At 67.7% G+C, this 13,429-nt stretch carries 9 protein-coding genes and 2 tRNA genes; 8 read left to right on the forward strand and 3 right to left on the reverse strand.

All coding sequences use genetic code 11. The annotated features are described in order from the left end of the window. Positions 1-1,218, forward strand: a complete 1,218-nt coding sequence (locus FHS44_RS36395; RefSeq protein WP_184724056.1) for an FAD-dependent oxidoreductase — start codon at positions 1-3, stop codon at positions 1,216-1,218. 1 nt (position 1,219) lies between these two features. Here FHS44_RS36395 and FHS44_RS36400 read toward each other — a convergent pair whose 3' ends face one another. Together FHS44_RS36400 and FHS44_RS36405 are read right to left on the reverse strand one after the other, a co-directional pair. After that, complete coding sequence (locus FHS44_RS36400) at positions 1,220-2,950, reverse strand: ATP-binding SpoIIE family protein phosphatase (RefSeq protein WP_312863961.1); 1,731 nt, start codon at positions 2,948-2,950, stop codon at positions 1,220-1,222. 480 nt (positions 2,951-3,430) lie between these two features. Further along, positions 3,431-3,501, reverse strand: a tRNA-Gly gene (locus tag FHS44_RS36405). An 87-nt stretch (positions 3,502-3,588) separates the two neighbouring features. On the opposite strand from FHS44_RS36405, the gene FHS44_RS36410 reads away from it, so the two are divergent. Continuing rightward, positions 3,589-3,662 (forward strand) — tRNA-Pro (locus tag FHS44_RS36410). 61 nt (positions 3,663-3,723) lie between these two features. Here FHS44_RS36410 and FHS44_RS36415 read toward each other — a convergent pair. Next, a complete protein-coding gene (locus FHS44_RS36415) occupies positions 3,724-4,233 on the reverse strand; it encodes an ATP-binding protein (RefSeq protein WP_246436589.1) in 510 nt (169 codons plus the stop codon). A gap of 243 nt (positions 4,234-4,476) precedes the next feature. Here FHS44_RS36415 and FHS44_RS36420 point away from each other — a divergent pair, with 243 nt between their 5' ends. The 6 genes from FHS44_RS36420 to FHS44_RS36445 all read left to right on the forward strand — a co-directional run bounded on the left by FHS44_RS36420 (position 4,477) and on the right by FHS44_RS36445 (position 12,838). Continuing rightward, positions 4,477-5,343: a Sco1979 family transcriptional regulator gene (locus FHS44_RS36420; protein ID WP_184724059.1), complete on the forward strand. Its 867-nt coding sequence runs from the start codon at positions 4,477-4,479 to the stop codon at positions 5,341-5,343. 208 nt (positions 5,344-5,551) lie between these two features. Further along, positions 5,552-6,934, forward strand: coding sequence for a trigger factor (gene tig, locus FHS44_RS36425; RefSeq protein ID WP_184724062.1), 1,383 nt, complete (start codon positions 5,552-5,554; stop codon positions 6,932-6,934). A 379-nt stretch (positions 6,935-7,313) separates the two neighbouring features. After that, entirely contained in the window at positions 7,314-7,958 is a 645-nt protein-coding gene (locus FHS44_RS36430) for a ClpP family protease (RefSeq protein ID WP_376771637.1), read from the forward strand. An 11-nt stretch (positions 7,959-7,969) separates the two neighbouring features. After that, positions 7,970-8,614 carry an ATP-dependent Clp protease proteolytic subunit gene (locus FHS44_RS36435; RefSeq protein WP_184724065.1) on the forward strand — a complete coding sequence of 215 codons (645 nt, stop codon included), beginning with the start codon at positions 7,970-7,972 and terminating at the stop codon, positions 8,612-8,614. Between the two features lie 193 nt (positions 8,615-8,807). Continuing rightward, positions 8,808-10,088 carry an ATP-dependent Clp protease ATP-binding subunit ClpX gene (clpX, locus tag FHS44_RS36440; RefSeq protein ID WP_184724068.1) on the forward strand — a complete coding sequence of 427 codons (1,281 nt, stop codon included), beginning with the start codon at positions 8,808-8,810 and terminating at the stop codon, positions 10,086-10,088. Positions 10,089-10,252: 164 nt separating this feature from the next. Then, the gene (locus FHS44_RS36445; RefSeq protein ID WP_184724082.1) at positions 10,253-12,838 is read left to right on the forward strand and encodes a valine--tRNA ligase; all 2,586 of its coding nucleotides are present in this window, start codon (positions 10,253-10,255) and stop codon (positions 12,836-12,838) included. The last annotated feature ends 591 nt before the right edge of the window (positions 12,839-13,429 follow it).

Here is a 13,429-nt window from a genome sequence, read left to right on the forward strand (position 1 = left end):
ATGACGAACTCGCGAGTGGCGATCATCGGTGGCGGTCTCGGCGGACTGTGCCTGGCGCAGGGACTGCACCGTGCGGGGGTGGACGTGACGGTCCACGAGCGCGACCGCACGCCCGGCGACAGGCTCCAGGGATACCGCATCCACATCGACCCCACGGGAGCTCGCGCGCTCAACGAGTGCCTGCCGAAGGACCTGTGGGAGAGGTTCCTGGCCACGGCGACGAGGAGCGGCCGGGACTTCGGCTTCCTCACCGAGAAGATGGGGCGCCTGATGGTGCTGGAGACCCCGCCGCGGCAGGATCCGCTGGACGACCACCACTCCATCAGCCGGGTCACGCTGCGCGAACTGCTGCTGTCCGGGCTGTCCGACGTCGTGCGGTTCGACAGGACCTACGAGCGCTACACCCGGGAGCCCGACGGGACCGTGACCCTGCACTTCGCCGACGGGACGACCGAGAACGCCGACGTCGTGGTCGCGGCCGACGGCGGTAACTCCCGGGTCAGGAGGCAGTACCTCCCGCACGCCCGGCGGATCGACACCGGCATCCTCACGGTCGCGGGGAGGTTCCCCCTCACCGCCGAGACACGCGCCCAGGTCGTCCCCCGGCTGTGGCGGGGACCCAACATGATCATCCCGCCGCGAGGATGCGGCATGTTCACGGCGCCGCAGGAGTTCACCCGGGAGGAGGCGGGGCGCGACGGGGCCGGCGACTACGTCATGTGGGTCTTCGGCGCCTCGACGGGACGCTTCCCCACCGGCCTTTCCGACATGACAGGCCAGGAGCTCAGGGACACCGTCGCGGAGATGGTCACCGGCTGGCACCCCGACCTGCGGAGACTGGTCACCGCCTCGGCCCCGGAGAGCGTCTCCCTGCTGCCGGTCCGCACCGCGGTCCCCGTAGAGCCCTGGCCCGCGACGAACATCACCCTGCTCGGCGACGCGGTGCACAGCATGACCCCGATGCGGGGGATCGGAGCCAACGCCGCCCTGCGCGACGCCTGCCTGCTCACCCGCGCGCTGCGCGACGGCGCGGACCCCGTCACGGCCATCGCGGACTACGAGACGCAGATGCGCGAGTACGGCTTCGCCGCCGTGCGCAGGTCACTCAGGGCCGCCCGGCAGTTCGTCGACGACAACCGCCTGGCCAGGGCGGCCTTCAGGGGAGCCCTCAGACTGGCCGGGCACCTGCCCTCCCTCAGGAGGAAAGCCCTGTCTTGACCTACGGCAGCCGCTGCTCGACCCAGACGACCTTCCCCTTGGAGGTCGTCCTGGACCCCCACCGGTGGGCGAGCCAGTTGACGAGGTGGAGGCCGCGCCCTGTGTCGTCCTCGCTGCCCGCGTCCCGCATCGACGGCAGCACCGTCGAGCGGTCACTCACCTCGCACACCAGCGTCGGGCCGCGCAGCAGCCGCAGCCCGACGCTGCCGGAGCCGTGCTCGACGGCGTTGGCGACCAGCTCGCTGACCATGAGCTCGACGTTGTCCACGATCGCGTCGAGCCGCCACTCGGCGAGCGTGGTGCGCACGAAGGCACGGGCCTGCCCGGCGGAGCGGGGGTCGGGCGGCAGCAGGAGATCGACGACGTCGTCCTCATCGAGCTCACGCACCCTGGCGAGCAGGAGCGCGATGTCGTCGCGCTCGTGCCCGGGACGCTGCGCGCCGATCGTGAGGTCGCACAGCTCCTCAAGGTCGTGGCGCCCACCGGTGAGCAGGTCGCGCAGCATGCCGATGCCCTCGTCGATGTCGCGTTCCCGGCTCTCGACCAGGCCGTCGGTGTAGAAGGCGAGGATCGAGTCGTGCGGCAGCACCAGCTCACGCCGCTCGAAGGGCTCGTTGCCGATGCCGAGGGGCAGACCGGCGGGCAGCTCAAGCAACTCGGTCTCGCCGCCCGGCCGTACGAGAACGGGGGGAACGTGCCCGGCGCAGGAGATCGCGCAGGCGCGGGTGACCGGGTCGTAGGTGGCGTAGAGGCAGGTCGCGATCTGGGTGGTGTCCAGGTCCTGGCTCATCCGGTTGAGCCGGAAGAGCACCTCGGACGGGCACAGGTCGAGGCTGGCGAGGGTCCGGGCTGCGGTGCGCAGCTGGCCCATCGTCGCGGCGGCCCTGATGCCGTGCCCCATCACGTCGCCGACGACGAGGGCGACCCGGCAGCCGGGCAGCGGGATCACGTCGTACCAGTCGCCGCCGACCCCGACCAGGTCGCTGGCGGGCAGGTAGCGGGAGGCGATCGTCAGGCCGAGCGGCTGGTAGAGGTCGGCGGGCAGCAGGCTGCTCTGCAGGGTCAGCGCGGTACGGCGTTCGCGGTTGTAGAGGCGGGCGTTGTCGAGGCAGACCGCGGTCCTGGCCGCCAGCTCCTCGGCGAGGTTCACGTCCTGCTCGTCGAAGGGCTCGCTGTCGGGTCTGCGGGTGAAGATGACGAAGCCGAGCACCCGGCCCCGCGCCTTCAACGGCACCGCGAGGAAGGAACTGTCCTCCAGCACCCGGGCGACCGACTCGCGCTTGGAGGAGCGCCCGATCTCCTCCGAGGTCCTGCGCCCGAGACGGGGATAGAGGATCGGGTTGCCGGTCGCCATGCACCTGGCGTACGGCGTCCACGCCGCGTAGCTGGTGACCTCGTCCACGGGGAAGGCGTCGGCGTAGTCGTCGGGGGTGGTGCTGGAGACGCCGACGGCGATCCGCCGTACCAGCGCGGAGCCGTCGATGCTGCGCTGGGCGAACTCTCCCTCGGTCAGCAGCCTGTCCTGGACCAGGATGCCCGCCGCGTCCGCGAAGCGCGGCACGGCGACGTTCATCAGCTCCCTGCCGGTCTCGAACATGTCCAGCGTGCTGCCGATGCGCTTGCTGGCCGCGTTGAGCAGGGACAGCTGCTCGTGCATGGTCGCCGGACTGCTCATCCTGGGGGTCGAAGAGGCCGGGTCCTTGGCGACGAAACGGCGGTTCACCCGTTCCACCGCAGCTCCATGCTCCGCTTCCCGGCGTGTGCCGGGATTCCGGCGGCCCCACGGGCGCCGCGGCGAGAGGGCACCGGACCCGATCCGCCGGGGTGACCGCTCGCGCGGCCGATCATGACGCCCTCGAACCCCGCCACGTTCCCTCCGGTGACTTGACTGCCGCTCATGGAGAATCGTAAAGAACGATCTATATCCCGTATCCGCATTTGGCGCAGATTTCCTGATATTTCTCCGCAGCGTAAACCCGATGGCCGCCAGGTCCCCAATCCGGCGCGGCCGGTTCCGGACGCCACGCGGCGCCGTGCCGTACGGGGACCGTCCCCGTAGTGCGGACCGTTCCCCGCGGGACGGGTGGTCATCCTTCGCGGCACGGGTGGATGCGGATCAGGAAATCGTGAGAACGGTCACGGATTGGCCACGCGACCCGGGGAAGCGGAAAGGCCAGACCACCACGGGGGTGACCTGGCCTTTCCTGATCTGAGCGGACGACGGGAATCGAACCCGCGTAGCCAGTTTGGAAGACTGGGGCTCTACCATTGAGCTACGTCCGCGCGAGCCGGTGTCAGTCTGGTCTAGACTTCATCCGGTCGTCAGGGCGTAATCGTACCGGAGATCCGGAGCGAGCGCGCACCGACGTACGGGGTGTGGCGCAGTTTGGTAGCGCACCTGCTTTGGGAGCAGGGGGCCGCAGGTTCAAATCCTGTCACCCCGACGCTGACTGGGGCCGATCCGATCTGGATCGGCCTTTTTGTCTGCTTCGTCCGGCCGTCTGGTCAGTGAGTGCCGCTGAAGAGGGCCCAGACGGCCTTGCCGCCACGGTTGAGGTGGTCCCAGCCCCAGCACTTGCTGTAGGTCTCCACGATGTAGAGACCGCGGCCGTTCTCCGAGATGAAGTCCGGCTCCTTGGGGGTGGGGACCTCGTCGCTGGGATCGGCGACGGCCAGCAGCACGTGGGGCGACAGGTGCAGCAGCACGAGGGTGATCGGGTTGGACTCCGTCGTGCTCGCGGGGCGCAGCGCGTAGCGCACCGCGTTCGTCACGAGTTCGGAGACCACCAGTGCCGCGTCGTCGCTCAGCTCCGACAGGCCCCACTCTCTCAGTGTGGACCTCGTCACCTCACGGGCGGTCTTCACCGAGTCCGCCTGGTGGGGCAGCGGGCACGCCGTGGCGTCGGAGTGCCTGGCCGCGAGCAGGTCGTCGAAGCTCACCTCGCGAGTCGCCTGCAGGTAGCCGGCGGCCGATTTCGGCTCCTCCAGCATCCTGCCGGTATCTCCCGCTCTCATCGTGAGTCTCCGCGCTGGTTGTGAGTTTTCAGAGCTTGTGCACCATAAGCCCAATATGCACTAGGCCATCATGGGTCACCGGCACGTCCGCTGCAAGACCCAAATGCACGTGCAGTTGCCGCGTGCAGCCGCATGGGCGAACAGTAGAAGAGGTTGTCGGACCGGACACGGAGTTGGGACCTTGTCATGGCGCCTGGAAGTGGTGACACTGTGTGCGCTGGCCCAACTGAAGAGGGAGGCGAAGTGACGCAGGTTCAACCGGGCTCGGGTCCCACGGCTCTGCGGATTCTCCTGGGCTCCCAGTTGCGCCGGCTGCGCGAGGCCAGGGGCCTTTCGCGCGAGGAGGCCGGACATCTCATCAGGGGCTCGGAATCCAAGATCAGCAGAATGGAGCTCGGCAGGGTCGGCCTGCGCGAGCGCGACGTGGCGGACCTGCTCACCTTCTACGGGGTGGAGGACGAGGAGGCCAGGGCGGCCATCATGGAGCTGCTGCTCAAGGCCAACGAACCCGGCTGGTGGCACCGCTTCAACGACCTGCTGCCCTCGTGGTTCCAGACCTACGTCGGCCTTGAGGAGGCGGCCTCCCGCATCCGCACCTACGAGGTGCAGTTCGTGCCCGGCCTGCTCCAGACGAAGGAGTACGCCAGGGCCGTCATCACCGCGGGCAGCGCGGGCATCTCCCCCGAGGAGATCGCGCGCCGCGTCGACCTGCGGATGCAGCGCCAGCAGGTGCTTGAACGCCCCGACGGCCCATTCTTCTGGGCGGTCATCGACGAGGCCGCGCTGCGCCGCCCCATCGGTGGCGCCGAGGTGACCCGCGCCCAGCTTGAGCACCTGCTCGACCTCATGCGCCAGCCCAACATCACGATTCAGGTCATGCCGTTCAGCTTCGGCGGCCACAGCGCCGAGGGCGGCGCCTTCAGCGTGCTGCGTTTCCAGGACAGCGAGCTTCCCGACGTCGTCTACGTGGAACAGCTCGCCAGCGCCCTCTACCTGGACAAGCGCGAGGAGGTCGACCGCTACAGCGAGGTCATGGAACGGCTCTGCGCGGTCAGCACCACCCCGGGGGAGACGACCGACATCCTGCGGAGAATCATCAAGGAGAACTGAACAAGCGCCGGTCGCCCCAAGGCGCGGGTCTGCCCTAGACTGGCCAGCGGCGTTGGACACCCGCCACAGTTGATCATGCCCTAATATCGCATGTCTGAACGGCTGTGTCCGGTGCCGCTCATGTGGGCGCGGCGCGCGAGCTTGCCGCGGTAGCCGTACGACTTGACGCGCCCGCGATCACTCGAAGCTTGATCAAGGAGACCACCCCGTGAAGACCGCTGTCGAGGAGCTCAGCCCGACCCGGGTCAGGCTCACTGTCGAGGTGCCGTTCGAGGAGCTCGGCGAGAGCATGCAGGCGGCGTACAAGAAGGTCGCGCAGCAGGTGCGCGTCCCGGGCTTCCGCCCCGGCAAGGTCCCCGCCCGGATCATCGAGCAGCGCTTCGGCCGCGCGGTGGTCCTGGAGGAGACCCTCAACGACGCGGTGCCGAAGCTGTACGGCCAGGCCGTCGACGAGAGCGACATCTTCCCGGTCAGCCAGCCGAACATCGAGGTCACCAAGATCGATGACGGCGAGCAGGTCGAGTTCACCGCCGAGGTCGACGTCCGCCCCAACTTCGACGTCCCCGACTACGCGGGCATCGAGGTCACCGTCCCGGTCGCCGAGGTGAAGGACGAGGACGTCGACGCCCAGCTGGACGGCCTGCGTCAGCGTTTCGCGACGCTGACCGGCGTCGAGCGCGCCGCGGCCAACGGCGACTACGTCGTGATGGACCTCGCCGCCGCGATCGACGGTGTGAACATCGAGGAGCAGCAGGCGAACGACGTCTCCTACGAGGTCGGCGCCGGTTCCGTGCTCCAGGGGCTGGACGACGCGCTGGTCGGCATGGCCGCCGGTGACGTCAAGGAGTTCACCACCAACCTGGTCGGCGGGCAGAACGCCGGCGAGGAGGCCGTGGTGACCATCACCATCAAGAGCGTCAAGGAGAAGGTCCTCCCCGAGCTTGACGACGAGTTCGCCCAACTGGCCAGCGAGTTCGACACCCTCGACGAGCTCAAGGAGAGCGTCCGCGAGCAGGCGCGCCGCACCAAGCTGATCGAGCAGGTCGTCCAGGCCCGTGAGAACGCCCTCGACGCCCTCCTCGCCAAGCTCGACATCCCGATCCCGGAGAGCGCGCTCAAGGCCGAGGTCGACAGCCGCAAGCACAACCTTGAGCACCAGATCGCCGAGAGTGGCCTGAGCAAGGAGGCTTACTTCCGCCTCTACCAGACCACCGAGGAAGAGCGTTACGCCGAGTTCGACGAGGGCGCCGCCAAGGCGATCAAGACCGGCTTCGTGCTTGACAAGATCGTCAAGAACGAGGAGCTCGGCGTCAGCGAGCAGGAGCTGACCGACTTCGTGGTGCGCCGCGCCATGCAGATGAACGTCGCCCCCAACGCCCTCGCCAAGCACCTGGCCGACAACGACCAGCTCACGCTGGCCATGGTCGAGATCGTCCGCGACAAGGCCAAGAGCGTTGTCGGCGACGCGGCCAAGGTGGTCGACGAGGCCGGCGAGGAAGTCGACCTCAAGGCCATCTACAGCGAGATCAACGGCCAGGAAGTGGTCGAGGAGCCCGCCGAGGACGCCGAGAGCGACAAGGCCGCCGAGTAGCCGCCAAGGCGACCCGACGACACCTGACGCCTCCCCGGTGCCCCGCACCGCGGAGGCGTCATGCTTTCCCGCGCCCTGAGAGCCCCCACGAGGCCCTGTCCCGGCGTGTCGCCACGGTCCCCCGCCCGCGCTGGCCGACCGGTCCTGTACGGCCCGGCCCCGGCGGCTCCCTTCCCGGCTCCCGGCGACGTGGGCGCCGCCGTACACGGTGGATCCGGCGGCGGGGCCGTACGGGTGAGGAGTGAGCGGAGGGGTGCGGGAGATCGTGGAGAGCATGCGCCGTCAGCGAACAGCACGTGGAGGGGGCATGTCCGGTAGGCGGCGCGCGTTAAGGTCACAAGCAAAGCCAATCGATTACGACGCATCGGAAGGTGACGCTGTGACCAGCCCGCCGACCTTCTACCAGCCGACCGGCTCCGGGCCCGAGTCGATGAGCCAGCCGAACGGCTCGTTCAGGCTCGAAGACCAGCTCTATCAGCGGCTGCTGCGTGAGCGCATCATCGTGCTGGGCACCCAGGTCAACGACGAGATCGCCAACCGAATCTGCGCCGAGCTGCTGCTGCTCGCCGCGGACGATCCCGACAGGGACATCTGGCTCTACATCAACTCGCCTGGCGGATCGGTGACCGCCGGTATGGCGATTTACGACATGATGGAATACGTGCCCAACGATGTGTGCACGGTCGCGATGGGGCTGGCCGCCTCCATGGGGCAGTTCCTGCTCTGCGCCGGTGAGCGGGGCAAGCGTTACGCGCTCCCGCACGCCCGCATCATGATGCACCAGCCGTCCGGAGGCATCGGTGGCACCGCCGCCGACATCGCCATCCAGGCGGAGCAGATGCTCTACGTCAAGAAGACCCTTGCCGAGCGCATCGCCTTCCACACCGGCCAGCCGCTCGACCAGATCGAGGCCGACTCCGACCGTGACCGCTGGTTCACGGCCGAGGAGGCCAAGGACTACGGGTTCATCGACAATGTCGTGCGCAGCGCCCGGCAGGTGCCCTCAACGGGCGCCGTCTCCTGAAGGGGCAAAAGGTGAGTGAGTTGATCCGGCCGGGAGACATCAACGGCCGTTACGTTATCCCTACCTTCGTCGAGCGCACGTCGTACGGCGTCAAGGAGATGAGCCCGTACAACAAGCTCTTCGAGGACCGCATCATCTTCCTCGGCGTGCAGGTTGACGACACCTCGGCCAACGACGTCATGGCGCAGTTGCTGACGCTGGAGTCGATCGACCCCGACCGCGACATCAGCATCTACATCAACTCGCCGGGCGGCTCGTTCACCGCCATGATGGCGATCTACGACACGATGCAGTTCGTCCGGCCGGAGATCCAGACGGTCTGTCTCGGTCAGGCCGCCTCGGCGGCGGCGATCCTGCTGGCCGGTGGCACGCCGGGCAAGCGGTTCGCCCTGCCCAACGCGCGCATGCTGATCCACCAGCCCTCCACCGAGGGCGGCGGCCAGGGAAGCGACATCGAGATCCAGGCGCGTGAGATCCTGCGGATGCGCACGCAGATGGAGACGATCCTGTCCAGGCACTCGGGCAGGAGTGCCGAAGAGGTCCGCAAGGACATCGAGCGGGACAAGATCCTTGACGCCGAGGAAGCCAAGGCGTACGGGCTGATCGACGACATCATCCCGTCTCGCAAGAAGCTCGCCAAGGCCATAGCCTCCTAATGAGGTCTATCGCACCGGAACGGTGCCCAATTGGGCACCGTTCCGGTGCGACTCGCCGCTAGGGGGCTCACTGAGGGCTCAGAAGACGGTAACGTCGAAACCTGAGCGGGATGACTTTTCGCACCGGGTATCGGTCCGGTCGGAAGAAACGGACCGCGAAGCCAGGGCGGTCCCACGCAAAGGAGTATCTGGGGTGGCACGCATCGGCGACGGGGGAGACCTGCTGAAGTGCTCTTTCTGTGGGAAGAGCCAGAAGCAAGTCAAGAAGCTCATCGCCGGACCCGGCGTATACATCTGCGATGAGTGCATCGATCTCTGCAACGAGATCATCGAGGAGGAGCTCAGCGAGTCCTCCGAGCTCAAGTGGGACAGTCTGCCCAAGCCGAGGGAGATCTACGAGTTCCTCGACGCCTACGTCATCGGTCAGGACCAGGCGAAGAAGGCGCTCTCGGTGGCGGTCTACAACCACTACAAGCGGGTGCAGTCCGGCGAGCGCGGGCGTGACGACGGCATCGAGCTGTCCAAATCCAACATTCTGCTGTTGGGCCCGACCGGTTCCGGCAAGACACTGCTCGCCCAGACGTTGGCGAAGATGCTGAACGTGCCGTTCGCCATCGCCGACGCCACCGCCCTGACGGAGGCGGGCTACGTGGGCGAGGACGTCGAGAACATACTGCTCAAGCTGATCCAGGCCGCTGACTACGACGTCAAGAAGGCCGAGACCGGCATCATCTACATCGACGAGGTGGACAAGATCGCTCGCAAGAGCGAGAACCCCTCGATCACCAGGGACGTCTCCGGCGAGGGTGTGCAGCAGGCCCTGCTGAAGATCCTGGAGGGCACCACGGCGAGCGTGCCGCCCCAGGGCGGTCGCAAGCACCCCCACCAGGAGTTCATCCAGATCGACACCACCAACGTGCTGTTCATCTGCGGTGGCGCCTTCGCGGGCCTTGAGAAGATCATCGAGTCCCGGGTCGGCAGGAAGGGTATCGGCTTCAACGCCATCATCCGTTCCAAGGACGACATCGACACCTCCGACATCTTCGGGGACGTCATGCCCGAGGACCTGCTGAAGTTCGGCATGATCCCCGAGTTCGTCGGCCGCCTCCCGGTCATCACGAGCGTGCACAACCTCGACCGCGACGCGCTCATCCAGATCCTCACCGAGCCGCGCAACGCCCTGGTCAAGCAGTACCGCCGCCTGTTCGAGCTGGACAACGTCGAGCTCGAGTTCAGCGACGACGCCCTGGAGGCCATCGCCGACCAGGCGATCCTGCGGGGCACCGGCGCCAGGGGACTTCGCGCCATCCTGGAGGAGGTCCTGCTGTCGGTGATGTACGAGGTGCCCTCCCGGCAGGATGTGGCCCGCGTCGTCATCACCCGCGAGTCGGTGCTTGAGCACGTCAACCCGACCCTCGTGCCCCGTGACCAGCTGAACAAGCAGCAGCGCACGCCGCGCGAGAAGTCCGCCTGACCTCCGCCGGACAGAACCGGCATCCGACGCCCCCGCGACCTCCGCTCGCGGGGGCGTCGCCGTGTCTCCTGGGGGTCTCATCCGGGGAGTGACATGTCTGGAAAGGGCGGACACCTGGCGACGGTCGCGAGTCGGGGACATCGACCGTCCGGACGTCCCTAGAATTGGACACCGTGACGACGCCAGAGCTGCCCACCCAGTACACCCCCGCCGACGTGGAGACCCGAAGCTACGAACGCTGGGTGTCCGAGGAGTACTTCACCGCCGACCCCAGCAGCGAGCGCGAGCCGTACAGCATCGTCCTGCCTCCGCCGAACGTGACCGGTGTTCTGCACATCGGCCACGCCCTCGACCACTCGATCCAGGACGCGCTGACCCGCCGCGCACGTATGCGCGGGCAGGAGACGCTCTGGCTGCCGGGCATGGACCACGCGGGCATCGCCACCCAGAACGTCGTCGAGCGCGAGATCGCCAAGGAGGGCCTGTCCCGCCACGACCTCGGCCGGGAGGCCTTCGTCGAGCGCGTCTGGCAGTGGAAGGAAGAGTCCGGCGGCCGGATTCTCGGGCAGATGAAGAAGCTCGGCGACGGCGTCGACTGGTCTCGCGAGCGCTTCACCATGGACCCCGGGCTCTCCCGCGCCGTCCAGACCATCTTCAAGAAGCTCTTCGACGACGGGCTCATCTACCGCGCCGAGCGCATCATCAACTGGTGCCCGCGTTGCCTGACCGCGCTGTCCGACATCGAGGTTGAGCACAGCGAGGACGAGGGCGAGCTGGTCTCGATCCGGTACGGCTCGGGCGAGGACGAGATCGTCGTCGCCACGACCCGCGCCGAGACCATGCTCGGTGACACCGCCGTCGCCGTGCACCCCGAGGACGAGCGCTACGCGCACCTGATCGGCAGGCAGGTCGAGCTCCCGCTGACCGGCCGCAGCATCCCGGTCGTGGCTGACGAGCACGTCGATCCCGCCTTCGGCACCGGAGCGGTCAAGGTCACCCCGGCGCACGACCCCAACGACTTCGAGATCGGCCGCCGCCACTCGCTGCCCTCCCTCACCGTCATGGACGAGCGCGGCGTGATCACCGCCCACGGTCCGTTCGAGGGACTCGACCGCTTCGAGGCCAGGCCCGCGGTTGTGGCCGCGCTGCGCCAGCAGGGCCGGATCGTCGCGGAGAAGCGGCCCTACCTCCACTCGGTCGGCCACTGCTCGCGCTGCAAGACCGTCGTCGAGCCGAGGCTGTCGCTGCAGTGGTTCGTCAACGTCTCCCCGCTGGCGAAGGCCGCGGGCGACGCGGTCCGTGAGGGACGCACCCGGATCCACCCGCCGGAGCTGGCCAAGCGCTACTTCGACTGGGTCGACGACATGCACGACTGGTGCATCTCCCGGCAGCTGTGGTGGGGACACCGCATCCCGGTCTGGTACGGCCCCGAGGGCGAGGTCGTCTGCGTCGGCCCCGACGAGGAGCCGCCCGCCGGCTACGTCCAGGACTCCGACGTCCTCGACACCTGGTTCTCCTCGGGACTGTGGCCGTTCTCGACGCTGGGCTGGCCGGACAAGACTCCCGAGCTGGCCAGGTTCTACCCGACCTCCGTCCTGGTCACCGGCTACGACATCCTGTTCTTCTGGGTGGCCAGGATGATGATGTTCGGCATCTACGCGATGGAGGGCCGTCCTCCGTTCCACACCGTCGCGTTGCACGGCATGGTCCGCGACCAGTACGGCAAGAAGATGTCCAAGTCGTTCGGCAACGTGGTGGACCCGCTCGACTGGGTCGAGCGCTTCGGCGCGGACGCCACCCGCTTCACGCTCCTGCGCGGTGCCAACCCCGGCTCCGACGTCGCGATCAGCGAGGAGTGGGCGGGCGGCTCCCGTAACTTCTGCAACAAGATCTGGAACGCCACCCGCTTCGCGCTCATGAACGGCGCGGCGGTTGGCGAGCTGCCCGTCGAGGAGCTGACCGCGGCCGACCGCTGGATCCTCTCCCGGCTGCAGGAGGTCATCGGCACGGTCGACGCGGCCTTCGAGGAGTTCGAGTTCGCCAGGGTCTCCGATGTGCTGTACCACTTCGCCTGGGACGAGGTCTGCGACTGGTACCTGGAGCTGGCCAAGATCCAGATCGCCGCGGGGCAGGAGCACACCCGGCTGGTGCTCGGTCACGTCCTCGACGCACTGCTCCGCCTGCTCCACCCGCTGGTGCCGTTCGTCACCGAGGAGCTGTGGCGGGCGGTGACCACGGCCCCCTCGATCGTGGTCGCTCCCTGGCCCACGGTCCAGGAGTCGTTGCGCGACGGCGCCGCGGAGGAGGAGATCGTCGCTCTCCAGGGGCTGGTCACCGAGATCCGCAGGTTCCGCTCCGACCAGGGCCTCAAGCCGGGCCAGCGGGTCGCGGCACGCCTCTCCCTCAGTGGTACGGCACTGGCCCCGCACGAGGGGGCGATCAGGTCGTTGCTCCGGCTCGACCAGCCGTCCGACTCCTTCGCCGCGACCGCGCGTCTCGATGTCGGCGGGATCCAGGTGGAGATCGACACCGCCGGGACGATCGACGTGGCGGCCGAGCGCAAGCGTCTGGAGAAGGACCTCGCCGTGGCGCGCAAGGAGGCCGCCCAGGTGGCCGCCAAGCTCGGCAACGAGCAGTTCATGTCGAAGGCGCCCGATGACGTGGTGGCCAAGGTGCGTGCCCGCGCGGCCCAGGCCGACCAGGACATCGCCAGGCTCACGGCCCAGCTCGACGCGCTGCCCACCGGCTGATCGTCTTACGTCTCACGGGGCCCGGGATCGACGGTCGATCTCGGGCTTCCGGGGTTCTTGGGTCGTGGGTTTGGGGCCCGGTGACCCAGGGAAGACTTAGTTGTTACCGGCAAGTTGGTCATGAAACCCCGGACGGACTGCTAGAGTTCTTCAAGCGGGACGAGATCCCGCACACCCCTCCAAAAAATCACTGAAGATCTGACCTGTCCGAGGGATTGGACAGGGGTCGGATGTCAGAGTAAGTTGGAAGGGTTGCTCCGGAGACGGGGCGGCGAGATCCTAGCGGGTCTGGTGGGTTGGTGTCGAGGGGCCGCGAAGGCAGCGGTTTGACACGGACCGGCCGGAAATGGTAGGGTGGATATGCGGAAGTTGCGCCCCTGAAGTGCTCAACCGGATGGGTTGGGTGGCCGAGGGTGTACGCGTCCGTTTCTTGAGAACTCAACAGTGTGCTAAAAGCCAGTGCATGAAGCACAAACCCGTCCTAACACGCCTCGTGCGTGGGGATGGATTCCTTTGGTTGATACACCCGCTGTCGTTGATCGGCAGTGTGGGTGCTTTCAGCCGGGGTTGACTCGAAAAGCATTGTTTGGA

Source organism: Streptosporangium saharense (genome assembly GCF_014203715.1).
Taxonomy (GTDB): Bacteria; Actinomycetota; Actinomycetes; order Streptosporangiales; family Streptosporangiaceae; genus Streptosporangium; species Streptosporangium saharense.

Coding starts and splice junctions, on each gene's coding strand:
- FHS44_RS36395 (WP_184724056.1), top strand. CDS start 1: ATGACGAACTCGCGAGTGGCGATCATCGGTGGCGGTCTCGGCGGACTG.
- FHS44_RS36415 (WP_246436589.1), bottom strand. CDS start 4,233: ATGAGAGCGGGAGATACCGGCAGGATGCTGGAGGAGCCGAAATCGGCC.